Source organism: Rahnella rivi (assembly GCF_019049655.1).
In the GTDB taxonomy this organism is placed as follows: Bacteria; Pseudomonadota; Gammaproteobacteria; order Enterobacterales; family Enterobacteriaceae; genus Rahnella; species Rahnella rivi.
Map to the genome: position 1 here is coordinate 24307 of NZ_JAFMOX010000062.1, position 23568 is coordinate 47874.

General features: G+C 53.6%; 21 protein-coding genes and 1 pseudogene. 13 read left to right on the plus strand and 9 right to left on the minus strand.

The annotated features are described in order from the left end of the window. The first annotated feature begins 57 nt into the window (after positions 1 to 57). The 8 genes and pseudogenes from glmU (at position 58) to phoU (ending at position 8998) form a co-directional block, all read left to right on the plus strand. A complete protein-coding gene (glmU, locus tag J1779_RS15435; RefSeq protein ID WP_217204186.1) occupies positions 58 to 1425 on the plus strand; it encodes a bifunctional UDP-N-acetylglucosamine diphosphorylase/glucosamine-1-phosphate N-acetyltransferase GlmU in 1368 nt (455 codons plus the stop codon). Between the two features lie 132 nt (positions 1426 to 1557). After that, the gene (gene glmS, locus J1779_RS15440) at positions 1558 to 3387 is read left to right on the plus strand and encodes a glutamine--fructose-6-phosphate transaminase (isomerizing) (RefSeq protein ID WP_122097124.1); all 1830 of its coding nucleotides are present in this window, start codon (positions 1558 to 1560) and stop codon (positions 3385 to 3387) included. A gap of 100 nt (positions 3388 to 3487) precedes the next feature. Continuing rightward, positions 3488 to 4213: pseudogene (rluF, locus tag J1779_RS15445) on the plus strand (23S rRNA pseudouridine(2604) synthase RluF); the annotation flags it as partial. A gap of 210 nt (positions 4214 to 4423) precedes the next feature. Continuing rightward, the gene (gene pstS / locus J1779_RS15450; protein ID WP_122097126.1) at positions 4424 to 5464 is read left to right on the plus strand and encodes a phosphate ABC transporter substrate-binding protein PstS; all 1041 of its coding nucleotides are present in this window, start codon (positions 4424 to 4426) and stop codon (positions 5462 to 5464) included. 94 nt (positions 5465 to 5558) lie between these two features. Next, a complete protein-coding gene (gene pstC / locus J1779_RS15455) occupies positions 5559 to 6515 on the plus strand; it encodes a phosphate ABC transporter permease PstC (protein ID WP_056775946.1) in 957 nt (318 codons plus the stop codon). A gap of 1 nt (position 6516) precedes the next feature. Then, positions 6517 to 7404 carry a phosphate ABC transporter permease PstA gene (gene pstA, locus J1779_RS15460; RefSeq protein ID WP_056775945.1) on the plus strand — a complete coding sequence of 296 codons (888 nt, stop codon included), beginning with the start codon at positions 6517 to 6519 and terminating at the stop codon, positions 7402 to 7404. A gap of 87 nt (positions 7405 to 7491) precedes the next feature. Then, the gene (pstB, locus tag J1779_RS15465) at positions 7492 to 8259 is read left to right on the plus strand and encodes a phosphate ABC transporter ATP-binding protein PstB (RefSeq protein WP_013577692.1); all 768 of its coding nucleotides are present in this window, start codon (positions 7492 to 7494) and stop codon (positions 8257 to 8259) included. Positions 8260 to 8269: 10 nt separating this feature from the next. Continuing rightward, on the plus strand, positions 8270 to 8998 hold the full coding sequence (phoU, locus tag J1779_RS15470; protein ID WP_056775944.1) for a phosphate signaling complex protein PhoU: 729 nt from the start codon (positions 8270 to 8272) through the stop codon (positions 8996 to 8998). A 67-nt stretch (positions 8999 to 9065) separates the two neighbouring features. Here the strand turns inward: phoU and J1779_RS15475 are convergent, their stop codons facing one another. After that, positions 9066 to 9758, minus strand: coding sequence for a TetR/AcrR family transcriptional regulator (locus J1779_RS15475; protein ID WP_122097128.1), 693 nt, complete (start codon positions 9756 to 9758; stop codon positions 9066 to 9068). A 121-nt stretch (positions 9759 to 9879) separates the two neighbouring features. Here J1779_RS15475 and J1779_RS15480 point away from each other — a divergent pair, with 121 nt between their 5' ends. Next, positions 9880 to 10713: a sugar phosphate isomerase/epimerase family protein gene (locus J1779_RS15480; protein WP_217204188.1), complete on the plus strand. Its 834-nt coding sequence runs from the start codon at positions 9880 to 9882 to the stop codon at positions 10711 to 10713. Between the two features lie 296 nt (positions 10714 to 11009). Further along, the gene (locus tag J1779_RS15485; protein ID WP_056775940.1) at positions 11010 to 12347 is read left to right on the plus strand and encodes an NCS2 family permease; all 1338 of its coding nucleotides are present in this window, start codon (positions 11010 to 11012) and stop codon (positions 12345 to 12347) included. Between the two features lie 62 nt (positions 12348 to 12409). Here the strand turns inward: J1779_RS15485 and J1779_RS15490 are convergent, their stop codons facing one another. After that, positions 12410 to 12979 carry an NADPH-dependent FMN reductase gene (locus J1779_RS15490; protein ID WP_136375916.1) on the minus strand — a complete coding sequence of 190 codons (570 nt, stop codon included), beginning with the start codon at positions 12977 to 12979 and terminating at the stop codon, positions 12410 to 12412. Between the two features lie 92 nt (positions 12980 to 13071). After that, the gene (locus J1779_RS15495) at positions 13072 to 13797 is read right to left on the minus strand and encodes a 4'-phosphopantetheinyl transferase family protein (RefSeq protein WP_122097131.1); all 726 of its coding nucleotides are present in this window, start codon (positions 13795 to 13797) and stop codon (positions 13072 to 13074) included. Between the two features lie 323 nt (positions 13798 to 14120). Here J1779_RS15495 and J1779_RS15500 point away from each other — a divergent pair, with 323 nt between their 5' ends. Both J1779_RS15500 and J1779_RS15505 read left to right on the plus strand, forming a co-directional pair. Next, the gene (locus J1779_RS15500) at positions 14121 to 16016 is read left to right on the plus strand and encodes a methyl-accepting chemotaxis protein (protein WP_217204189.1); all 1896 of its coding nucleotides are present in this window, start codon (positions 14121 to 14123) and stop codon (positions 16014 to 16016) included. A gap of 147 nt (positions 16017 to 16163) precedes the next feature. After that, positions 16164 to 17444, plus strand: coding sequence for a c-type cytochrome (locus J1779_RS15505; protein WP_238485177.1), 1281 nt, complete (start codon positions 16164 to 16166; stop codon positions 17442 to 17444). Here the strand turns inward: J1779_RS15505 and J1779_RS15510 are convergent. After that, positions 17438 to 18325, minus strand: a complete 888-nt coding sequence (locus J1779_RS15510) for a LysR family transcriptional regulator (protein ID WP_217204190.1) — start codon at positions 18323 to 18325, stop codon at positions 17438 to 17440. The genes J1779_RS15505 and J1779_RS15510 overlap by 7 nt on opposite strands. Positions 18326 to 18423: 98 nt before the next feature. On the opposite strand from J1779_RS15510, the gene J1779_RS15515 reads away from it, so the two are divergent. Then, entirely contained in the window at positions 18424 to 19023 is a 600-nt protein-coding gene (locus J1779_RS15515; RefSeq protein ID WP_217204282.1) for a short chain dehydrogenase, read from the plus strand. A gap of 73 nt (positions 19024 to 19096) precedes the next feature. Here J1779_RS15515 and mnmE read toward each other — a convergent pair whose 3' ends face one another. The 5 genes from mnmE to rpmH form a co-directional block, all read right to left on the minus strand. Next, a complete protein-coding gene (gene mnmE / locus J1779_RS15520) occupies positions 19097 to 20461 on the minus strand; it encodes a tRNA uridine-5-carboxymethylaminomethyl(34) synthesis GTPase MnmE (protein WP_056775924.1) in 1365 nt (454 codons plus the stop codon). 113 nt (positions 20462 to 20574) lie between these two features. Beyond that, entirely contained in the window at positions 20575 to 22209 is a 1635-nt protein-coding gene (gene yidC, locus J1779_RS15525) for a membrane protein insertase YidC (RefSeq protein ID WP_217204191.1), read from the minus strand. Between the two features lie 2 nt (positions 22210 to 22211). Further along, entirely contained in the window at positions 22212 to 22469 is a 258-nt protein-coding gene (yidD, locus tag J1779_RS15530) for a membrane protein insertion efficiency factor YidD (protein WP_072158102.1), read from the minus strand. After that, entirely contained in the window at positions 22433 to 22792 is a 360-nt protein-coding gene (gene rnpA / locus J1779_RS15535) for a ribonuclease P protein component (RefSeq protein ID WP_217204192.1), read from the minus strand. Before rnpA ends, yidD begins: the two co-directional genes overlap by 37 nt. Positions 22793 to 22810: 18 nt before the next feature. Further along, positions 22811 to 22954 carry a 50S ribosomal protein L34 gene (gene rpmH, locus J1779_RS15540; RefSeq protein ID WP_072158100.1) on the minus strand — a complete coding sequence of 48 codons (144 nt, stop codon included), beginning with the start codon at positions 22952 to 22954 and terminating at the stop codon, positions 22811 to 22813. Positions 22955 to 23568 lie beyond the last annotated feature (614 nt).

Genomic DNA, 23568 nt, shown 5'->3' on the forward strand with positions numbered 1-23568 from the left:
AATCCGACCATTGAACGGGTTACTTTTGTCACTCAAATTGGATTTGTCAGGTTACCTATGTCGAACAGCGCACTGAGTGTCGTGATCCTTGCCGCAGGCAAGGGGACACGCATGTACTCCAACCTTCCTAAAGTTCTTCATTCATTGGCGGGCAAGCCAATGGTGCAACACGTTATTGACGCGGCCACTCAGGTAGGGGCGAAAAACGTGCACCTGGTTTATGGCCATGGTGGCGACTTGCTGAAGAAAAATCTGGCAGGCAGTGATCTGAACTGGGTATTGCAGGCGGAGCAGTTGGGCACCGGCCACGCGATGCAACAGGCAGCGCCTTTCTTTGCCGATGATGAAGATGTGCTGATGCTGTACGGCGATGTTCCGTTAATTTCGGTCGATACGCTGGAAAAATTGCTCAAAGCGAAACCGGAAGGTGGCATTGGCTTACTGACCGTTGTGCTCGAAGACCCCACCGGTTATGGCCGGATTGTGCGTGAAAACGCCACGGTGACCGGGATTATCGAACAGAAAGATGCCAGCGAAGAACAGCTTAAAATTCAGGAAATCAATACCGGCATCCTGGTGGCTAACGGTGCCTCTTTGAAACGCTGGCTGAGCAAACTGAACAACAACAATGCGCAGGGTGAATACTACATCACCGATATTATTGCGATGGCGCATGCTGAAGGTCACCAGATCGCTACCGTACATCCTGCGCGCAACAGCGAAGTGGATGGCGTAAATAACCGTTTGCAACTTTCGCGTCTTGAGCGCGTATATCAGAGCGAACAGGCCGAGCGTCTGCTGCTGGAAGGCGTCATGCTGATGGATCCGGCGCGTTTTGATCTGCGTGGCGAGCTGTCTCACGGCATCGACGTGCTGATCGACACAAACGTGATTATCGAAGGCCACGTAAAACTGGGCGACCGCGTCAAAATCGGTACTGGCTGCGTGCTGAAAAATTGCGTGATCGGCGATGACTGCGAAATCAGCCCTTACAGCGTATTCGAAGACGCCGTGCTGGAAAGCGGCTGCACGGTCGGGCCATTTGCCCGTCTGCGTCCCGGCGCTGAGCTGGCTGAAAATGCCCACGTCGGCAATTTCGTTGAAATCAAAAAATCACGTTTAGGCAAAGGTTCTAAAGCTGGCCATCTTTCCTATCTCGGCGATGCTGATATCGGCGATAACGTGAATATCGGCGCGGGCACCATCACGTGTAACTACGATGGCGTGAACAAGAGCAAAACGATTATTGGTAACGATGTTTTCGTCGGTTCTGACACCCAACTGGTGGCGCCGGTGAGTATCGGTAACAACGTGACCATCGCGGCGGGCACTACAGTCACGCGCGATGTTCCCGACAACGGTTTACTGTTAAGCCGGGTGCCTCAGGTGCATAAACCTGACTGGCAAAAACCGGTGAAGAAATAATAAGCATTACATAATAATCCCCAACTTCTACAAGGCTCGGGGAACCGCAGGTACACCGGAAAACGGGGCTCGCGGATAAATCAGGTCAGGCATCAAAAAAGGTCCGAAAGACCTTCAATAGGAATAAAACTGATGTGTGGAATTGTAGGCGCAGTAGCGCAACGCGATATTGCTGAAATTCTGTTAGAAGGTTTACGCCGTCTCGAATACCGCGGTTATGACTCAGCCGGTCTGGCTGTGATTGATGCGGAAGGGAAGATGGGGCGTTTACGTCGTGTCGGCAAAGTACAGATGCTGGCTGATGCACTGGATCAACATCCTTTGCACGGCGGCACCGGTATTGCTCACACCCGCTGGGCAACGCACGGCGAACCTTCAGAAGCGAATGCCCATCCTCATGTATCTGATTATATTGCGGTTGTGCATAACGGCATCATCGAAAACCACGAGCCTTTGCGTGAATTGCTGATCGAGCGCGGTTACCGTTTTGATTCTGAAACGGATACCGAAGTGATCGCGCATCTGGTGCATTGGGAACAACTTCAGGGCGGCACGCTGCTGGAAGTGGTTCAGCGTGTTATCCCACAACTGCGTGGCGCATACGGCACCGTCGTGATGGACAGACGCGATCCGTCCGTTCTGGTCGCTGCGCGCTCCGGCAGCCCGCTGGTGATTGGCCGTGGCGTGGGTGAAAACTTCATCGCTTCAGACCAGCTGGCGCTGTTGCCTGTTACCCGTCGCTTCCTGTTCCTGGAAGAGGGTGATGTGGCAGAAGTTAAACGTCGCTCTGTCAGCGTGTATGACAAAAACGGTCATGCCGTTGAGCGCGAAGAAATTGAATCTAAAGTGCAGTATGACGCCGGTGATAAAGGTGTTTACCGTCACTACATGCAAAAAGAGATTTACGAACAGCCGCTGGCAATTAAAAACACCCTGGAAGGACGTTTCAGCCACGGTGAAGTGAACCTGAGCGAACTGGGTGAAAAAGCTGATGATATTCTGTCACGCGTTCAGCACATTCAGATTATCGCCTGCGGGACGTCGTATAACTCAGGCATGGTCGCGCGTTACTGGTTCGAAGCGCTGGCCGGCATGCCGTGTGATGTGGAAATCGCCTCTGAATTCCGCTATCGCAAATCCGCCGTGCGTCCGGGGAGCCTTATCATCACGCTGTCTCAGTCCGGGGAAACGGCTGATACGCTGGCTGCACTGCGCCTGTCTAAGGAACTGGGTTATCTTGGTTCTCTGGCTGTCTGTAACGTTGCCGGTTCCTCGCTGGTGCGTGAATCCGATCTGGCGCTGATGACCAAAGCGGGCACTGAGATCGGCGTGGCTTCCACCAAAGCGTTCACCACTCAGCTTACCGTTCTGCTGATGTTGGTAGCGCGTATGGGCCGTCTGAAAGGCATGGCGCCTCAGGTCGAGCACGATATTGTTCACGCACTTCAGGCATTGCCTGCGCGTATCGAACAGATGTTATCGCTGGATAAAACCATCGAATCTCTGGCAGAAGGTTTCTCTGACAAGCATCACGCCCTGTTCCTCGGTCGTGGCGATCAATACCCGATCGCGATGGAAGGTGCGCTGAAGCTCAAAGAGATCTCTTACATTCATGCAGAAGCCTATGCTGCTGGCGAGCTGAAACATGGCCCGCTGGCGCTGATTGACGCCGATATGCCGGTGATCGTGATTGCGCCAAATAATGAACTGCTGGAAAAACTGAAGTCGAATATCGAGGAAGTGCGCGCCCGTGGTGGCCTGCTGTATGTTTTCGCAGATCAGAATGCCGGTTTCACCGACAGCGAAGGCATGAAAATCATCCAGTTGCCTCACGTTGAAGAGATTGTTGCACCGATTTTCTACACCGTTCCGTTACAGCTGCTGTCCTATTATGTCGCGCTGATTAAAGGGACTGACGTAGACCAGCCACGTAACCTGGCGAAGTCCGTCACGGTAGAATAACAATCTGTCCCATCAGTTGCTGAGCGCCCCTTGCGGGCGCTTTTTTTATTTCTGAGCAGCAACAGGGTATAGTCCGCCTTTAACTGAAAGGCACTGCTGAATGCTGACCACTCCTTCCGTTCGAATTAACAAATACATAAGCGATAGCGGCATGTGTTCGCGCCGTGACGCCGATCGTTACGTCGGGCAGGGGCTGGTCTTTATCAACGATAAGCAGGCGGGATTTGGCGCGCCAGTATTTCCGGGTGATGTGGTGAATGTGAATGGTCAACAGATCGGGCTGCGCGACGAGGATGACCTGGTGCTGATCGCCCTGAACAAACCGGTGGGGATCATCACCACAATGGATGGCGGTCTGGCGGATAACATCGGTTTGCTCATCCGTCACAGCCAGCGCATTTTTCCCGTCGGGCGTCTGGATAAAGATTCGCACGGGCTGATTCTGCTGACCAATAACGGCGATGTCGTGAATAAGATCCTGCGCGCCGGTAATGACCACGAAAAAGAGTACGTGGTGACCGTTAACAAACCGGTGACCGACGCATTGATTCTCGGTCTGAGCGCCGGCGTCCCGATTTTGGGAACCGTAACGAAAGCCTGCAAAGTGATCAAAGAATCCGATGACGTCTTTCGTATTACCCTGGTGCAGGGGCTTAACCGTCAGATCCGCCGCATGGCGAAATATTTTGGCTATGAAGTCACACGGCTTGAGCGCGTGCGGATCATGAATATCCATCTTGCCGCGCTGCCGCCGGGGGAATCGCGCGAGTTAACCGGCGAGGAGCGGAGTGAGTTGTTCAGGCGTATCGAACATTCGGTTTCCGATCAATAATCGCCCTGAAAGCCAGTTTTACCCCCAAAAGCATCCCCTGTTTCCTCTGGATTGCCCACTTCGGTCCAATTGTGACCACTGTCATAAAACTGTCATATAACGTACATTTTACTGTCACCTAATTGTCCTATTTTCCTCCTGTGCCAAACACTTTAATTAACGTCGACATTAAGTCGGGAAGTTTAAAACCACCAGGAGTGGAACATGAAATTGATGCGTAACACCGTCGCCGGTTTTGTAGCAGCGACTTTTTCCCTCACAGCAATGTCTGCTTTCGCTGCCAGTAATCTGACTGGTGCTGGCGGTACCTTCCCTGCCCCTGTTTACGCCAAGTGGGCGGATGCTTACCAGAAAGAAACCGGCAACCAGGTGAACTATCAGGGCATCGGTTCTTCCGGCGGCGTGAAACAAATTATCGCCAAGACTGTCGATTTCGGTGCCTCTGATGCGCCGATGAAAGAAGAAGATCTGAACAAAAACGGCCTGTTCCAGTTCCCAACCGTAATCGGTGGTGTGGTACTGGCGGTAAACATTCCTGGGATCACATCTGGTCAGCTGACGCTGGACGGCGCAACGCTGGGTGATATCTACCTCGGCAAAATCAAAAAGTGGAACGACGCGGCGATCACTAAGCTGAACCCGGGCGTGAAACTGCCAGACACTAACATCGCGGTCGTTCGCCGTGCTGATGGCTCAGGCACCTCTTTCGTGTTCACCAGCTATCTGGCGAAAGTGAACAACGAGTGGAAAGAGAAAATCGGTTCAGGTTCTACCGTTAACTGGCCTACCGGTCTGGGCGGTAAAGGTAACGACGGCGTCGCGGCCTTCGTACAGCGTCTGCCAGGCTCCATCGGCTACGTAGAATACGCTTACGCTAAACAGAACAACCTGGCATACACCAAACTGGTTGATGCTGACGGTAAAGCGATTTCCCCGACGGAAGAATCCTTCAGCGCAGCAGCCAAAGGCGCTGACTGGAAGAAAACCTTCGCTCAGGATCTGACGAATCAGAAAGGTGATAACGCCTGGCCAATCAGCTCCACCACCTTCATCCTGATTTACAAAGACCAGGCCGATGCAGCGAAAGGCACTGAAGTGCTGAAGTTCTTCGACTGGGCTTACAAAAACGGCAACAAACTGACGACCGATCTGGATTACGCCGCACTGCCTGACTCTGTTGTTGAACAGATCCGCGCAGCCTGGAAAACCAACATTAAAGATTCCAGCGGTAAAGCACTGTACTAGGATCTGACCTTACGTCTGATATAGAGTACAAGTCTTCTGCTTCATTCCCTCTCCGGCCGGGGAGGGAATTAAATCTGAATTAAAAGAGAGTGGTATGGCTGAATACAAGCCGGCTATTAAGGCACCAAGCAAAAACGGTGACATCATCTTCGGCGCGCTGGTCAAACTGGCTGCGCTGATCGTGTTATTAATGCTGGGCGGTATTATCGTCTCGCTGTTTATTGCTTCCCTTCCAAGCATCGAAAAGTTTGGTTTATCCTTCCTGTGGACTAAAACCTGGGATGCCCCGAACGAACAATTCGGCGCACTGGTACCGATTTACGGCACCGTGGTGACCTCGATTATCGCCTTGCTGATTGCCGTACCGGTCAGCTTTGGTATCGCATTATTCCTCACCGAACTTGCCCCTAACTGGATGAAGCGCCCGCTGGGTATTGCTATCGAACTGCTGGCGGCGATCCCCAGTATTGTTTACGGCATGTGGGGGCTGTTCGTCTTTGCACCGCTGTTTGCGCAGTATTTCCAGACGCCTGTCGGTGACGTGCTCTCCGGCATTCCGATCGTCGGCGCCTTGTTCGCCGGCCCCGGCTTCGGTATCGGTATTTTGGCCGCCGGTGTGATCCTTGCCATCATGATCATCCCTTACATCGCGTCTGTGATGCGTGACGTGTTTGAACAAACGCCGGTGATGATGAAAGAGTCTGCATACGGCATTGGCTGTACGACGTGGGAAGTGATCTGGCGCATCGTGCTGCCGTTCACCAAAAACGGCGTGATTGGCGGTGTGATGTTAGGCCTTGGCCGCGCGTTGGGTGAAACCATGGCGGTGACCTTTATCATCGGTAACACCTACCAGCTCGACAGCGTCTCGTTGTATATGCCGGGCAACAGTATTACCTCGGCGCTGGCCAACGAATTCGCTGAAGCGGAAGCCGGTCTGCATACTGCCGCGCTGATGGAACTCGGCCTCATCCTGTTTGTTATCACCTTTATTGTTCTGGCGCTGTCGAAAGTGATGATTCTGCGCCTGGCTAAGAAAGAGGGCCGTTAAGATGACGACACTCGAAATGCAAAGCACACCTGAACTGCTGGAATCGCGCCGTAAACGCCAGGCATGGCGTCGCCAGAAGAACCGTCTGGCGCTGATGGTGTCGATGTTGACCATGGCATTCGGTCTGTTCTGGCTGGTGTGGATCCTGTTTACGACCGTAGTGAAAGGCGTAGACGGCATGTCGCTGGCGCTCTTTACCGAAAACACCCCGCCTCCGAATACCGCGGGCGGCGGTCTGGCGAACGCCATCGCAGGCAGCGGATTACTTATTCTGTGGGCGACCGTGATCGGTACGCCGCTGGGCGTGATGGCGGGAATTTATCTGGCCGAATATGGCCGTAAATCCTGGCTGGCGGAGTTTATTCGTTTCATCAACGACATTCTGCTTTCTGCGCCATCTATCGTCGTCGGCCTGTTTGTGTACACCATCATGGTGGCGAAAATGGGGCACTTCTCCGGCTGGGCGGGCGTTCTGGCGCTGGCGCTGCTGCAAATCCCGATTGTGATCCGTACCACCGAAAACATGCTCAAACTGGTGCCGGACAGCCTGCGCGAAGCGGCTTACGCGCTGGGTACGCCAAAGTGGAAGATGATTTCGGCCATCACGCTGAAAGCGTCGGTTTCCGGCATTATCACCGGTATCTTGCTGGCGATTGCCCGTATCGCCGGGGAAACCGCGCCGCTGCTGTTCACGTCGCTCTCCAACCAGTTCTGGAGCACCGACATGATGCAGCCGATTGCCAACCTGCCGGTGACCATCTTCAAGTTCGCGATGAGCCCGTTCGGTGAATGGCAACAACTTGCGTGGGCGGGCGTGCTGCTGATTACGCTGTGCGTACTGTTGCTGAATATTCTGGCGCGTGTGATTTTCGCGCAGAAGAAACAATAATTCATTATTGAGGGCAGGCGATGTCGGCTGGCCTCACTGTTTTCCCTGCGTCGCGATGCGGCGCACGAATAAGAGAGATGTCTGAGAATGACTGACGCATCCAACAGCAAGATTCAGGTTCGCGATCTGAACTTTTATTACGGCAAATTCCACGCGTTGAAAAATATTTCCCTGGATATTGCCAAGAACGAAGTCACCGCCTTCATCGGCCCGTCAGGCTGTGGGAAATCCACGCTGCTGCGCACGTTCAATAAAATGTATCAGCTGTATCCTGAGCAACACGCGGAAGGCGAAATCCTGCTCGACGGCGAAAACATTCTGGTCGATAAGCAAGATATCGCCCTGCTGCGCGCCAAAGTCGGCATGGTATTCCAGAAACCGACGCCGTTCCCGATGTCGATTTATGACAACATCGCCTTTGGTGTGCGTCTGTTTGAGAAACTTTCCCGTACCGATATGGACGAGCGCGTGCAGTGGGCGCTGACCAAAGCGGCATTGTGGAATGAATCCAAAGACAAGCTGCACCAGAGCGGTTACAGCCTGTCCGGCGGCCAGCAACAGCGTTTGTGTATCGCGCGCGGTATCGCGATCCGCCCTGATGTGTTGCTGCTTGATGAACCTTGTTCGGCGCTGGATCCGATTTCCACGGGCCGTATCGAAGAGCTCATTACCGAATTAAAATCCGATTACACGGTAGTGATTGTGACGCACAACATGCAGCAGGCTGCGCGTTGTTCAGACCGCACTGCGTTTATGTATCTGGGCGAACTGATCGAATACAGCGACACTGACTCGCTGTTCACTTCGCCAGCGCGTAAACAGACCGAAGATTACATTACTGGCCGTTACGGTTGAGGTAAGAAAAATGGATAACCTGAACTTAAATAAACATATTTCCGGCCAGTTCAATGCAGAGCTTGAACACATCCGCACTCAGGTGCTGGCAATGGGCGGGCTGGTTGAGCAACAACTGACGGACGCTATCACCGCGATGCACAATCAGGACGCGGAGCTGGCGCAGCAGGTCATCAAAGGTGATGACAAAGTGAACATGATGGAAGTGGCGATCGACGAAGCCTGCGTGCGCATTATTGCCAAGCGCCAGCCGACCGCCAGCGATCTGCGCTTAGTGATGGCGATCATCAAAACCATTTCCGAGCTGGAACGCATCGGTGACGTGGCGGATAAAATCTGCCGTACCGCGCTGGAAAAATTCTCGCATCTGCATCAGCCATTGCTGGTCAGCCTGGAGTCGCTGGGCCGCCACACCGTGCAGATGTTGCATGACGTGCTCGATGCGTTTGCGCGCATGGATCTCGATGAAGCCGTGCGTATTTACCGCGAAGACAAAAAAGTGGATCAGGAATATGAAGGCATCGTGCGTCAGCTGATGACCTACATGATGGAAGATCCACGCACGATTCCGAGTGTGCTGACTGCGCTGTTCTGCGCCCGCTCTATAGAGCGTATCGGCGACCGTTGTCAGAACATTTGTGAGTTCATCTTCTACTTCGTGAAAGGTCAGGATTTCCGTCACGTCGGCGGTGATGCCCTGGATAAATTACTGACCGACAGCAAAGAGAAAAAAGAGTAACCGGTCAGTGACACAGTCCCAATGAAAAAGGCCTCCGTTGAGGCCTTTTTGCTGTCCGATCAGCGGGTTATTTCATGACGTATCGCAGTGCCACCATGACCGCCAGCTGGCGATAATGCGCGACCTGTAAATCCACTTCATCAGGATTTTCAAATAACGCGCCGAAGGTGTACTGATTAGCCACCTGGTGAACACACAAACTGCTGATCAGCCTGTGGACATCGCGCGCCTGCGCATCATCTTTAAACAGATGGCTCTGCTTTCCCCGTTCCAGAATATCTTCCAGCAAGGTTAACGCGGATTTATTGATCTCCCGAATGCTGGTGGACTGACGGATAAAACGCCCGCGCAGCATGTTCTCGGTGGAGACAATACGGATAAATTCCGGATGCGAGACGTGGAAATCAAAACTGGCTTCCACCAGCTTCACGATGGCTTCCGCCGGCGGAAACGCCGATAAATCCAGCGCCAGCTCATGCTGGCGGATCTCACGGTACACGTGCTCCAGCACCAGCAAATACAGCGCTTCTTTGGTCTTATAGTGATAGACCACCATGCGTTTTGTGGTGTTGGCGTTGGCGGCAATATTTTCCATGCGCGCGCCCATCAGGCCCGATTCGGCGAACTCAGCCAGTGCGCTGTCGAAAATGCGCTGCTTCAGGCCTATTGGATCATTTTTACGTCCCGGCGCCGGGGAACTTTGGCTGCTCAGCGTCTTACCCTCATCGTTAACCACATTTACGCTCCAGAGATTAACCATTGATTCGCCCGGTTACAATCAGCCTGGCGACAATCCGTGCGTACCTGCCCGCAACACTTGACGAACGAGGGTTCAGGGTCCACTACTGTAAGAACCGAAACCTGATAAAAAGGACGCTATTTTGCCTGCAACTTCCCGATTACGTTCCATTGCGACGGTTTCTGTGCCCGGAACTCTGCCTGAAAAACTGAAGGCGATTGCCGCTGCCGGGTTTGATGGTGTGGAAATTTTTGAAGATGATTTACTGAAAAACCCGGTTAAGCCGGTCGCTATCCGCAATCTGGCGGATTCTCTGGGTTTGCGTATCTTCCTGCTGCAACCTTTTCGCGATTTTGAAGGCGTCGCGCCGGAAAAACGGCCTGAAAAACTCGCCAGCGCCCGGCGTCAGTTTGATCTCATGAGCGAACTGGGCTGCGATCATCTGCTGGTGTGCAGCAACACCGACGCCGACAGCTCTGCCGAACGCGAGGTACAGATTGCCGATCTTGCTGTCCTGGCCGACATGGCGCAGCCGTACGCTATCCGCATCGGCTACGAAGCGCTGGCGTGGGGGAAACACGTTAACCGCTATCTGCAGGCCTGGGATCGCGTGCGTGAGGTGAATCACCCGGCGCTGGGCATTGTCCTGGACAGCTTTCACGTGCTGGCCGTCGGCGATAATCTCGACCGTCTGGACGAGGTTCCGCTGGATAAAATCAGCTTCCTGCAACTGGCCGACGCGCCCTTCAAAGACATGAACGTACAGCAATGGAGCCGCAGTTACCGCTGCTATCCCGGACAAGGCGATTTACCGCTGGTGGATTTTGTCAGTACGCTGAATCAAAAAGGCTTCAGCGGGCCGTGGTCACTGGAAATCTTCAACGATAAAATCCTGCCTCTGGCGGATGGTCTGCGCTCGCTCACCGAGCTGGAAAAACGCATGCAGGCTTATCATCAGATCACCTCCGAAGACTGATTCATCGCCAATATGTCATTGCGGACGTGACATATTGGCGGTCATTCTGGCGCGCAGGTCCCCGGGCTGACGACCTGTGCCGGGTTTATGCAGTGTCTGGGCGCTTCGCTGAGTGCCTGAACGGCAGAGGGTAAAACTTATTCAGATGGTTGCGTGTTTATTCTGAATACATTGATGTGAGTTATGGAATCCAGCCCGAACGAGTGATGTAATCCTCCCCATCCAGTGCTGGCGCTTTTCCGCTAAAATCCTTAGGATACCCCCCGATTGTTTTTCCCCCATTTTGGAACTCACACATGAGCACACCACACAGCAATGCGACCGGTGGTAAAGGACTGGCTGAGCGTCTGTTTAAACTGACGCAGCACGGTACGACGGTTCGCACTGAAACTATCGCCGGTTTAACCACCTTCCTGACCATGGTCTACATCGTTTTCGTGAACCCGCAGATTCTGGGTGTCGCGGGCATGGATAAACAGGCCGTCTTTGTGACCACCTGTCTGATTGCCGCCTTCGGCAGCATCCTGATGGGCGTGATTGCTAATCTGCCTGTCGCGCTGGCACCGGCAATGGGGCTGAATGCGTTCTTTGCATTTGTGGTGGTGGGCGCGATGGGCGTTTCCTGGCAGGTCGGGATGGGCGCGATTTTCTGGGGCGCGGTGGGTTTGCTGTTGCTGACCATTTTCCGTATCCGTTACTGGATGATAGCCAATATTCCGGTCAGCCTGCGTGTGGGGATCACCGCCGGTATTGGGTTGTTCATTGGCATGATGGGGCTGAAAAATGCCGGAATTATTGTGCCAAATCCGGACACCATTGTGACCATTGGTAACCTGACCTCACACAACGTCCTGCTGGGTGTGTTGGGCTTCTTTATTATCGCCGTGCTGGCGTCGCGTAATTTCCACGCCTCTGTGCTGGTGTCGATCATTGTTACCACCGGCATTGGCCTGATGATTGGCGATGTGCACTACAACGGATTCTGGTCGATGCCGCCAAGTATCACCACCGTTGTCGGTCAGGTGGATCTGAAAGGTGCGCTGAACATCGGTCTGGCGGGCGTCATTTTCTCTTTCATGCTGGTGAACCTGTTTGACTCCTCCGGTACGCTTATCGGTGTGACCGACAAAGCCGGTCTGGCGGATGCGCAGGGCAAATTCCCGCAGATGAAGCAGGCGCTGTACGTTGACAGCGTGGCCTCTGTGGCTGGCGCGTTCATCGGCACATCTTCGGTAGGGGCTTACATCGAAAGCACCTCTGGCGTGTCTGTGGGCGGGCGTACCGGCCTGACGGCAGTGGTGACCGGTTTACTGTTCCTGCTGGTGATCTTCATTTCCCCGCTGGCGGGCATGGTGCCGGAATACGCGGCCGCCGGTGCACTGATTTATGTCGGCGTGCTGATGACGTCAAGTCTGGCGCGCGTGTCATGGGATGACCTGACCGAAGCGGTTCCGGCGTTCGTGACCGCGGTGATGATGCCGTTCAGCTTCTCGATCACCGAAGGTATCGCGCTGGGCTTCATCTCTTACGTGGTGATGAAACTGGGCACCGGACGCTGGAGAGAAATCAGTCCGTGCGTGGTTGTGGTGGCCTTACTGTTCGTGCTGAAAATCGCGTTTGTCGACGCACACTGATTTTTATCACGATAAAAAAACAGCCCGCATTTGCGGGCTGTTTGCATTTCTGAGACAGGGAATTATTTGCTGACGCGGTGCGTGTAATCCGCAAAGGCAGTGAGCTGGCCTTTAAGGAAATCCAGCGTTCCCTGATCAATCACTTCACCGGTCTGCTCATCGACTTTGCTTTGGATCACGCCGCCCATGAACTCAGGTTTGTTCATCACCATCGCATCCAGGAAAACCAGAATCTGACGCAGATGATACTGGCAACGTGCTCCGCCAACCGGTCCCATTGAACTGGTCTGGATCAGTACCGGTTTACCGGCTAAAGGCTGGTCAGGCAGGCGTGAAATCCAGTCTATAGCGTTTTTCAGACCACCGGGCACCGAGTAGTTATATTCCGGCGTCACAATGATCACCCCGTCGGCCTGACGGATTTGTTCCGCAATGGCCTCGATATCGGCCGGGAACCCGTCTTCCTGCTGAATATCCGCATCGTAAAGCGGCACAGACCCTATCGACGGCAGCGCTTCAATCGTGACACCGGCTGGCGCAACTTTCGGCAGCGAGCGGGCGACCATCGCGTTATAAGACCCTTTGCGAAGACTACCTAACAGTGTGACAAACTTCAGTGGCTGAGCTGACATGGTTAACTCCTGTTATGGATAACGTTTGGGTTCTACCTTAAACGAAAAACGACATGGCGATATATAAGGTTAATGAAAACATAGGTGAAGTTTTATTTAGCAGGCGGCAGGCTGATGAATTTCATGTAATGCGGTGATTCGGATTGCTGATCGACTGACAGGGTTTGCGTGCGGGTAAAGCCATTTTCCGGTTCATAACGCCAGCACTGCAAACGAATTATCGACGGCGACTGCGCGCACGCCCAGGTGATCGGCCCTTCGATGTCGCTCATCACCTGCGCCTCCGGCGTCACGGTAGAGCGCAATCGCCCTGAGGCAGGATTCAGACTCAGCGTCAGCGGATTCTGCTCATTCATCCCGGACATTTTCAACATGCTCTGACGGATGCACCACAACTGCAATGAAGACTCGATGGGATCGGACTGCATGGCAATCCAGGTTTTCTCGACGGCGGACAACTGCTCCTGCTGCTGAGGATTAACCAGCGCACTGCGGGCATGAATGATTTCCAGATCCAGCCCCACTTTGCCTTCGCTGCTGATCAATACGCCGACCGTACTCCCGGCATAGGCCAGGCTGAAATCGGGAAGATCAGAAGATTCGAAACTTGGGCGACCGCTGGGCAAGGTAATGACGTTGGGCAGTTCGGGGATGCCGTAGAGATAGAAAATCATTTCTGCGAGCAGAACGCGTCCGTTCAGAAAGCGACGGCGCTGTTTTTCGGAAAGGTTTCTTGCGGATAATACGATGTCTTTGGGCACCCGGTGAGTATCAGGTTCTGCATCCGTTACTGCCCATCTAGCAAAATGGCACGCCATTGTTCACTCCATGATTAATGGTTCGACCATATTTTCTCAATATCAGATAAGAATAACATTAAGAGAAATCATTAAAAACTGATTAAAACCCGCGGCACACCACACTTATTTTACTTTTCAGAAAGATTTTCATAACGTTTTAGTGAGCGCTATCACGTATTTACCCTCATGGTGAGAAGAGATCTCATCAACACGATGTTCTGGTTTTTCACCCGGATGATCTGACCACCAGATATATCTACTATAGCAACATAAAGAAACATCAGAAAATGCCGTTAGTATTTAAGCAGCGATCTCGCTGCTTTGCCGGTGAGTACCCTAAAATGTTAAAAACAACACAATCTCGCTTTATCGCATTGATCAGCTTGTTTTTTATTGTGCTGATCATCGTTACGCTCATTGTTATCCAGGTCTTTATCGCACCCCAACTGAAACAAACCGAGAGTAAGCTGGTTGCCAGTCAGGTGGCGGATGTGGCGATCGCGATTAACGATCGCCTGAATAAAGTGGAATCACAGGTCCGTACCATCACGCAAACTGTCGCACAAATGGACAGCGACAGTATCGATCGCCTGCTGCCCGCGCTGGTCGATCAGTACGGTGATTCTGCTGTCTTTGGCGGCGGCATCTGGCCGTTGCCGAATCAGCGCGATCCCGCAAAAATCAAATTCAGCACCTTTTTTGCGCGCAATAGTAATAATCTCCTGACGGTTAACACCTTCTGGAACAGCGCTGAATCACCTAACTACTTTGATCAGTCCTGGTATCTGGCGGCGTCAAAAGGCCAAAAAGGACAGTGTGTCTGGGCACCGGCGTATTTCGATGATGCCAGCACGCAGCCGCGCACTAACTGCGCCATGCCGATTTATAAAGGCGACAAGCAATGGGGCGTTGCCACCATTGACGTCACGCTGGGCTTCTTTAACCAGCTGGTGATCGCGATGGAGAAGAAGGTTAACGGTAAGATTTATATCGTTGAGAAGGACGGCACCATCGTTGGCACCAGCCACGCCAGCGATGAAAAACTGCCAAAGCTGGCTTCATTAGGCGAACAGTCAGCGCTGGTGGCACAAATCCGTCAGAGCCTTGACCAGATTGATAACCAGCCAGAACTGATGACTGATTACGACAGCGACGGCACGTCTCACACGATGTTCATGAGCAAAATTCAGGGACCGTGGTACATCGTCACGGACATGCCGACCAGCCAGTTGCTGACGCGCACGCACAGTATTCTTGCCAGCCTTGGCATGGTGCAAATCCCGATGGTATTGCTGTTATTGATTGTACTGATTGTGGTCATCAAGATGTTCATGCGTCAGCTTGCTGCGCTGCATAAAAATATCAGCCAGCTTTCTGCTGGGGGCGCGGATCTTACCCGTCGCTTACCGGAAAGCCGCAGCCCGGAATTCAATGACATCAATCAGAGCTTCAACAGTTTCCTGTCGTTCCTGCAAACGATCCTCCGTCAGGTCGGCGACAGCAGTCTGGCCATTACCTCCGCATCGCGGCAGATCGCCAGCGGAAATCTCGATCTCTCCGCACGTACCGAGGAGCAGGCCAGCTCAATTGTTGAAACTGCTGCGTCAATGGAAGAGCTGACCAGCACGGTGAAACAGAATGCCGCTAACGCGGAAGGGGCCAACCAGCTGGCGCGTGAAGCCTCTGCCGTTGCTGAAAAAGGCTCGGAAGTGGTGAAACAGGTGGTTGAGACGATGGGGTCTATCACCCGTTCTTCACACAAAATCGTCGATATCATCAGCGTGATTGACGGCATCGCCTTCCAGACCAATATTCTGGCGCTGAATGCGGCGGTGGAAGCGGCCCGTGCCGGTGAGCAGGGGCGTGGTTTTGCGGTCGTGGCGTCCGAAGTGCGCAGCCTTGCGCAGCGTTCAGCGACCTCTGCCCGCGAAATTAAAAAACTCATCGAAGACTCGGTGGCGGATATTGCCACCGGCAGCCAGCTGGTGGCGACGGCGGGCTCCACCATGGATGAAGTCATGGGCGGTGTGAATAACGTGGCGACGCTGATGAATGAAATTATGTCGTCAAGTCAGGAGCAAAGCCTCGGCATAGGACAGGTGAACGTCGCGATCACCCAGCTCGACAACGCCACCCAGCAAAACGCTGCGCTGGTGGAACAGGTATCAGCCGCCGCACAGGCGATGCAGGATCAAACCGTTCAGCTGCAAACCGTGGTTGCCGGTTTTAAGTTGTGATCCTCTAACGCGGGATCCGCTGATTTTTGCGCTGACCCCTTCAGCCCGGCATTTTACTGCCGGGCTTTTTTAATTTTTCGCGATATATCCGGCAATCTGGCCGGAACCGTCGCACACTTAACGCACTGGCACGGCGGGAGAAGATGAATGAAAGCGATACAGGGCGGATTTATCATGGTGTTCTGCCTGATGTTTACCGGCGCTCATGCAGCAGCCAGCCCGGACCCTGCGCAAATCAAACGGGGCGAATACCTGTCGCGCGCCGGAGATTGTGCCGCCTGCCATACCGCACCTGGCGGTAAACCTTTTGCCGGCGGCCTGAAAATGCTGACGCCGCTGGGGGCCATTTACACCACCAATATTACCCCGGACGTCGCCACCGGTATTGGCAGCTATTCAGAAGACGACTTCAGTCGCGCATTACGTCAGGGCATTGCCCGGGATGGCCATCATGTGTATCCGGCGATGCCGTATCCTTCTTTCAGTAAAATCACTGACGCAGATATGGCTGATTTATATGCCTTTTTCCACTATCAGGTGGCGGCTGTCAGCCAGAAAAATCGCGACAGTGACATCCCTTTCCCCCTGAGCGTGCGCTTCCCGCTGGCGGTATGGGACAGTCTGTTTACCGTGCAGAAAATCGGGTATTCCGATCCGCAAAAAACCGCAGACTGGAACCGAGGTGCTTATCTGGTGCAGGGGTTAGGACACTGCGGCAGCTGCCATACGCCGCGCGGTCTGGGGTATCAGGAGAAGGCGCTGGATCAGACTTCACAGGATTATCTTTCCGGCGGGACGGTGGATGGCTGGCATGCACCCAATTTACGGGCAGATGCGACAACCGGGCTCGGGCAATGGAACGAAGCGGAAATCAGCCAGTTTCTGAAACTCGGGCACACCGACAGGGCGACGGCGTTCGGTTCAATGGCTGATGTTATCCACAACAGCACGCAATATCTCAGCGATAATGACCGGCAGGCGATTGCCGTTTACCTGAAATCACTGCCGGCTGACGGAAATTATCGCGCGCAGGTTAATGATAATGCGACGACCATCGCGCTGGAGGCAGAAGACAGCACGGTGCCTGGCGCCAGGGTTTATCTGGATAACTGCCTTGATTGTCATCTTTCCAGCGGGCAGGGCGAACGTGGCCGTTATCCGCAGCTGGCGCAAAATCCGGTGGTGGTCAGCGACGATCCCTCCTCGCTTATCAATCTTGTCCTGAACGGTTCACCGGCACCGGCGACGCAGTTCGACACGAAAGCGGCTAAAATGCCGGGCTTTTCTGCCGGGCTGGACGATCGGGAGATTGCCGACGTGGTGACCTTTATCCGCCATGGCTGGGGAAACCAGGCCGGAGCGGTCAGCGCCGCGCAGGTGAAAGCGATGCGCAAACTCACCACGACATCAGGCCAGAGCGGTCAGTAATCTGCCTGTTCCGCAAAGAAGGTGATCAGACTGGTCAGCTTCGGGCGCGGCCTGAAATCGGGCAGATAGACCAGACTGATGGGTCTGGGAACGGGGACAAAATCCTCCATCACCGACACCATCCGTCCGCAAGCCAGATCGTCGGCCAGTAACACCTTCGGTTGCAACAGCAGTCCGGCATCCTGCAAGGCGGCGCAGCGCAGAGCGTTTCCGTCGTTGGAGATATAGCGGCCGGACAGCGGCCATTTCGAGGTGCTGCCGTCGGTGTTGGTCAGCTTCCAGCCGTCGCTGTGATTCCAGACGGCATGGATCAGACATGAGTGATTTTTCAGTTCTTCCGGCGTGGCAGGTGTTCCATATTTTTTTAAGTAGGCCGGCGTGGCACAAATCACCATTTCATAAGGCTTCATTGGCCGCGCGACCAGCCGGTCATCACCCACCGGCCCGATGCGGATCGCCGCGTCATACCCTTCCTCAATCAAATCCACACGGGCGTTGCTCAGTGTCAGCTCGACCTGCACATGCGGAAATGCCTCCAGATAGCGCGCAAGTAAAGGCGATACCACGTTCGCCCCCAGCGATACCGGCGCGCTGATGCGCAGCAGCCCGCTGGGAGCGGTTTGCAGCCCTTCCACGGTACTTTCTGCCCACTTCACCTGCTCCAGGACGCGTTTACTGTTCTCGTAGAAAACAGCGCCCGCTTCAGTCAGGTTCTGCTTACGCGTGGTTCGCTGCACCAGACGCGTACTCAGATGCCGCTCCAGCTGCTGAATATGTTTGCCGACCATCACGGCAGAAATACCCAGCTTCTCCGCCGCCGCGCTGAAATTTCCGGTTTCAGCCACGGTGACGAAGACTTCCATATTCCGTAATTTATCCATATTGCTAACCTGTGGTTAGTTCAGAGTGAATAATCGTTCTATATATCTAACCTGAAGTTTGGTCAATGATGTTCCTGTCACCAACTGAGGAGCACATGATGAAAATTTTAGTGATTGGCGGGACGGGAACATTAGGCAAAGCCGTGGTCAGCGAGCTTGAGACAAATCATGACGTGATCACAGCGGGGAAGACTCACGGGGATTTTCAGGTGGATATCACCGATGAAAGTAGCGTAAAAGCGCTTTTCAGCAATACCGGTAAACTGGATGCGATCATCGCGACCACCGGCAGTCTGCATTTTGGCCCGTTGACCGAAATGGCGGCTGAACAGTTCAACACCGGTCTGCAGGACAAACTGCTGGGGCAGGTGCGCATCGGTCTGATCGGCCAGCACTTCCTGCATGATGGCGGCTCGATCACCCTGACCAGCGGCATTATCGCCGAGGAACCGATCCGTCAGGGCGCCAACGCCACCACGGTGAATGCTGCTGTGGAAGGTTTCGTGCGCGGCGCTGCCATCGAATTGCCGCGCGGGATCCGTATCAACGTCGTCAGCCCGACGGTTGTCGAAGAATCGCTGAAAAGTTACGGCCCGTTCTTCCCCGGCTTCGACGCCGCACCGGCCGCACGAGTGGCAAAAGCCTACCGACGCAGTGTCGAAGGTGCCCAGACAGGCCGCGTTTATAAAGTGTGGTAATCCGCGTCGCACTGAAGACAATAAAAAACCCACATTTTGCAATGTGGGTTTTTGTGTTTCGGCGAAGAAGAAATCACTTACCGATACAGAAACTCGAGAAAATACGGCCCAGCAAATCGTCAGAGGTGAATTCGCCGGTGATTTCACTCAGCGACTGCTGTGCCAGCCGCAGTTCTTCCGCCAGCAATTCCCCCGCCCAGGCGCCTAACAGCTGATCTTTGCCCTGAACCAGGTGTTGTGCGGCGTCTTCCAGTGCGTGCAGATGACGGCGGCGGGCAAGGAATCCCCCTTCCATGTTGTGATTAAAGCCCATGACCTGTTTCAGATGATCGCGCAGCAAATCGACGCCATCCCCGGTACGGGCGGAAAGGCGAATCAGTGAGTGACCATTCACTTCTGTTTGCCCCAGCGCTTCGCCGGTGATATCGGCTTTATTACGCACCACCACGATAGGTAATGTGGCAGGCAGGCGAGCCATAAACTCCGGCCAGATATCCGCAGGTTCAGTGGCGGCTGTTGTCGTGCCATCGACCATAAACAGCACTAAGTCAGCCTGTTCGATCTCATTCCAGGCACGTTCTATACCAATGCGCTCTACTTCGTCGCTGGCTTCACGCAGTCCGGCGGTATCGATGATATGTAATGGCATCCCATCCAGATGAATATGTTCGCGCAGCACATCGCGGGTCGTCCCGGCAATATCGGTCACGATCGCCGCTTCGCGGCCAGCTAAGGCATTCAGCAGGCTGGATTTTCCGGCGTTCGGACGCCCGGCAATCACCACTTTCATCCCTTCACGCAGCAGGCTGCCCTGACGCGCTTCTGCGCGCACTGCGTCCAGATCGCCCATCACCGTATTGAGTTTGGCTTCAATTTTACCGTCGGACAGGAAGTCGATTTCCTCATCCGGGAAGTCGATAGCCGCTTCGACAAAGATCCGCAGGTGAGTGAGTGCTTCCACCAGATGATGAATACGGTTAGAGAATGCGCCCTGAAGCGAGTTCACCGCTGAACGCGCGGCCTGCTCTGAGCTGGCATCAATCAGATCGGCAATCGCTTCGGCCTGTGCCAGGTCGAGCTTATCGTTGAGGAAAGCGCGTTCAGAGAATTCGCCCGGACGCGCAATACGCACGTTTTCCAGCGCGATGATGCGTCTGAGCAGCAAATCGAGAATGACCGGCCCGCCGTGGCCTTGCAGTTCCAGCACGTCTTCGCCGGTAAAGGAATTTGGGCCGGGGAACCACAGCGCGATGCCCTGATCCAGCGTGCTGCCGTCTGCATCCTGAAACGGCAGATAATCGGCATAACGCGGCTTTGGCAATTTACCTAAGACAGCCTGTGCCACATCACGCGCCGCACGGCCGGAAATGCGCAAAATGCCCACACCACCGCGGCCGGGGGGCGTTGCCTGGGCAATAATGGTATCTGAGGTGCTCATAGCAATTTTCTCTGTTGGTCTTTTTACGGATATGCAAAAGGCGGTCAAATGACCGCCTTTGTCTTTTTATCACCAAGTTTAGCTGTCAGGACGAAACCCGCCCTGACATTAACTTATGACTTTTTCTTGTCGCGGCTGTGCAGGCCACGTTTTTCCAGCCCGCGATAAATCAGCTGCTGCTGGAGAATGGTAACCAGGTTACTGACGATGTAGTACACCACCAGACCAGACGGGAACCACAGGAAGAACACGGTGAAGATGACCGGCATGAAGGTCATGATCTTCTGCTGCATCGGGTCAGTGACGGTGGTCGGCGACATCTTCTGAATGAAGAACATCGTGATACCCATCAGAACCGGCAGAATGTAGTACGGGTCTTGCGCTGACAGGTCATGGATCCACAGGATGAACGGCGCATGACGCAATTCAATGGAACCAGACAGCATGTAATACAGTGCCAGGAAGATAGGCATCTGAATAACCAGCGGCAGACAACCGCCCAGCGGGTTCACTTTCTCAGACTTATACAGCGCCATCATTTCCTGACTCATGCGCTGTTTGTCATCACCGATACGTTCACGCATGGCGGCCAGTTTCGGCTGCAGCATACGCATTTTCGCCATCGACGTGTACTGTGCGCGGGTCAGTGGATACATGATACCGCGGACAATAAAGGTGATTACGATGATCGAGAAGCCCCAGTTACCGACAAACCCTTGAATGAATTTCAACAGTTTGAACAGTGGCTGAGAGATGAACCATAACCAACCGTAGTCAACCGTCAGATCCAGGTGAGGCGCGATAGCCGCCATTTTGTCCTGAATTTCCGGGCCAACCCACAAGATGGAAGCAACTTGTTGCTGCGCACCTGGTGCAACGGTAAACGGCGTGCCTTTAAAGCCAATCGTTGAGATACCGTTATTGGTGGTGGTGAAGAAAGTATTGGTGTCTTTCGCAGACGGGATCCATGCAGTCGCAAAGTACTGCTGCAGCATTGCAACCCAACCGCCCTGAGTGGTGACATTCAGCACTTCGCTCTTATCGAACGCGTATTTCTGATATTTGTCATCGCTTGAGGAGTATGCCGCGCCGCGGAACGTGTGCAGAGCAAAGTTATTGCTTCCGGTATCACGGTGCTTAGGCAAATCGGTGGTTTGTTTCAGCTGACCAAACATCGTCAGATCAAGCGGGGTAGATGTGGTGTTGTTGATGTTGTATTCAACGTTAACCGCATAAGAACCGCGTTTGATCACGAAGGTTTTGGTGTAAATCGCCCCGTTTGCCGCCGTGTAAGTCATCGGAATGCGCAGTTCAGACTGACCTTCGGTCATCGTGAAGGTATCGGAGTTGGTCTGGAACAGAGGACGTTCGCCGTTCGCCGGATTATCTGGACCGTTTTTACCTGTCAGACCGCTTTGTGCCTGATAGATGAAATTAGGAGTGGTTTCCAGCAACTGGAATGGCTGGTCAGAACCCAACGTCGTAGGGTAAGCCTTCAGCAGAGCCTGCTCAATGTCGCCACCACGGGTGTTGATTGTTAATGACAGCACATCACTGTTAACTGTAATTAATTTGCCCTGTCCGCTACCAGGAACAGCCTGGTTAGCAGCATCACCGTTTGCAGTGTTCGCAGTCTGTTGCGTGGTCTGGTTGGCCGGTTGCGGAGCGTGGTCCGTTTGCCATGCCTGCCAGATCATGAAAGACACGAACAGCAGAGCGATGAGGAAAAGATTGCGTTGCGAATCCATCGTTAGAGTTCTCTGTTATTGTCGGTTTTCGGCGGTACGGGGTCATCACCACCTGGGTTCAAAGGATGGCATTTTAATACGCGTTTCAAAGTCAACCAACTGCCTTTTAACACGCCAAAACGACCAATTGCTTCAATACCGTATTGAGAGCAGGTTGGTCGAAAGCGGCAATGCGGCCCGAGCAAGGGACTGATGAACAACTGATAACCACGTATCAGTTTAATCAGGATGCGGGTGCCTGTCGGCAATGTCGACGCCATAATTTCTCCAACGCTTCCGTCAGCGCGCGATTGTCTAAATCGGCGACACCCTTCTTGGCTACTACCACAAAATCCATCGCCGGCAACGCATGCTGATTCAGTCGGAAACTCTCGCGGGTAAGGCGTTTGATCCGATTGCGTTCATGAGCGCGTTTGACGTGTTTTTTTGCGATGGTAAGACCGATGCGGGGATGCCCCAGCTCGTTCAGGCGGCCGAGTATCGTAATTTGCGGCGTGCCAGCCCGTTGTGGCTGCTGGAAGACGAAAGTGAAATGACGGGGAGTTAACAAACGTAACTCCCTGGGAAAAGCGAGCTTAACCACTAATTCGATTAGCTTTTATTACTTGGAAGCAGCTGACAGACGAGTACGGCCTTTCGCACGACGGCGGGCCAGAACCAGACGACCATTTTTGGTTGCCATACGAGCACGGAAACCGTGGGTGCGGTTGCGCTTCAATACGGACGGTTGGAAAGTGCGTTTCATAGCGATTTCTACCTAAACTTAAATTATTACTGATCAGTAAACGCGAAGACATGTCGGCGAAAATACGACCGATGCCCTTGTCGCAACATATAAAGAAGCGGGATTGTAATAACTGTACAGTCCTGAGTCAATTTAGATTGCCAGAAAGGGTCCAAATGTTTACCAGAATGGCCTGTGGTCACACCGCAAATCCATCTGGTTATGACCATCAGGAACACAGGCTTGACACATAGGGCTGAGAATTATACGGACTCTGATATAAATCGCAAGGATCCTCGGGCGATCCTTATCCACAGGGCTGAGATCTTGTGCGCAAACTGATGAAAAATGCCTCAGCGGAGTCCTATTTTTTCACCAGAGTGATGATTACATCGTCTAATTATAAAAGGATCGGCTAAGCTTACCCACTTGCCGACCGCTGCCTGTGGATAAAAAGGATCTAAACTGTCAGGAAGGGGAGGATCTCTGTGTCGGATTGCGTTATGATCCGCCATTCCGATCGCGATCCCAGCCGGGATGCCGTCGACAAAAACCGCAAAAAGCGGTTCGCACGTGACTTTACGCCACTGACAGGGTGGTGAAAGAAATTTCCCCCATTCAACGGGCGGAGCGTG

Bases quoted from the DNA above. Each gene is read 5' to 3' on its own strand.
- glmU (WP_217204186.1), top strand. From the start codon at position 58: ATGTCGAACAGCGCACTGAGTGTCGTGATCCTTGCCGCAGGCAAGGGG.
- glmS (WP_122097124.1), top strand. From the start codon at position 1,558: ATGTGTGGAATTGTAGGCGCAGTAGCGCAACGCGATATTGCTGAAATT.
- pstS (WP_122097126.1), top strand. From the start codon at position 4,424: ATGAAATTGATGCGTAACACCGTCGCCGGTTTTGTAGCAGCGACTTTT.
- pstC (WP_056775946.1), top strand. From the start codon at position 5,559: ATGGCTGAATACAAGCCGGCTATTAAGGCACCAAGCAAAAACGGTGAC.
- pstA (WP_056775945.1), top strand. From the start codon at position 6,517: ATGACGACACTCGAAATGCAAAGCACACCTGAACTGCTGGAATCGCGC.
- pstB (WP_013577692.1), top strand. From the start codon at position 7,492: ATGACTGACGCATCCAACAGCAAGATTCAGGTTCGCGATCTGAACTTT.
- phoU (WP_056775944.1), top strand. From the start codon at position 8,270: ATGGATAACCTGAACTTAAATAAACATATTTCCGGCCAGTTCAATGCA.
- J1779_RS15475 (WP_122097128.1), bottom strand. From the start codon at position 9,758: ATGGTTAATCTCTGGAGCGTAAATGTGGTTAACGATGAGGGTAAGACG.
- J1779_RS15485 (WP_056775940.1), top strand. From the start codon at position 11,010: ATGAGCACACCACACAGCAATGCGACCGGTGGTAAAGGACTGGCTGAG.
- J1779_RS15490 (WP_136375916.1), bottom strand. From the start codon at position 12,979: ATGTCAGCTCAGCCACTGAAGTTTGTCACACTGTTAGGTAGTCTTCGC.
- J1779_RS15495 (WP_122097131.1), bottom strand. From the start codon at position 13,797: ATGGCGTGCCATTTTGCTAGATGGGCAGTAACGGATGCAGAACCTGAT.
- J1779_RS15500 (WP_217204189.1), top strand. From the start codon at position 14,121: ATGTTAAAAACAACACAATCTCGCTTTATCGCATTGATCAGCTTGTTT.
- J1779_RS15505 (WP_238485177.1), top strand. From the start codon at position 16,164: ATGAAAGCGATACAGGGCGGATTTATCATGGTGTTCTGCCTGATGTTT.
- J1779_RS15510 (WP_217204190.1), bottom strand. From the start codon at position 18,325: ATGGATAAATTACGGAATATGGAAGTCTTCGTCACCGTGGCTGAAACC.
- J1779_RS15515 (WP_217204282.1), top strand. From the start codon at position 18,424: ATGAAAATTTTAGTGATTGGCGGGACGGGAACATTAGGCAAAGCCGTG.
- mnmE (WP_056775924.1), bottom strand. From the start codon at position 20,461: ATGAGCACCTCAGATACCATTATTGCCCAGGCAACGCCCCCCGGCCGC.
- yidC (WP_217204191.1), bottom strand. From the start codon at position 22,209: ATGGATTCGCAACGCAATCTTTTCCTCATCGCTCTGCTGTTCGTGTCT.
- yidD (WP_072158102.1), bottom strand. From the start codon at position 22,469: ATGGCGTCGACATTGCCGACAGGCACCCGCATCCTGATTAAACTGATA.
- rpmH (WP_072158100.1), bottom strand. From the start codon at position 22,954: ATGAAACGCACTTTCCAACCGTCCGTATTGAAGCGCAACCGCACCCAC.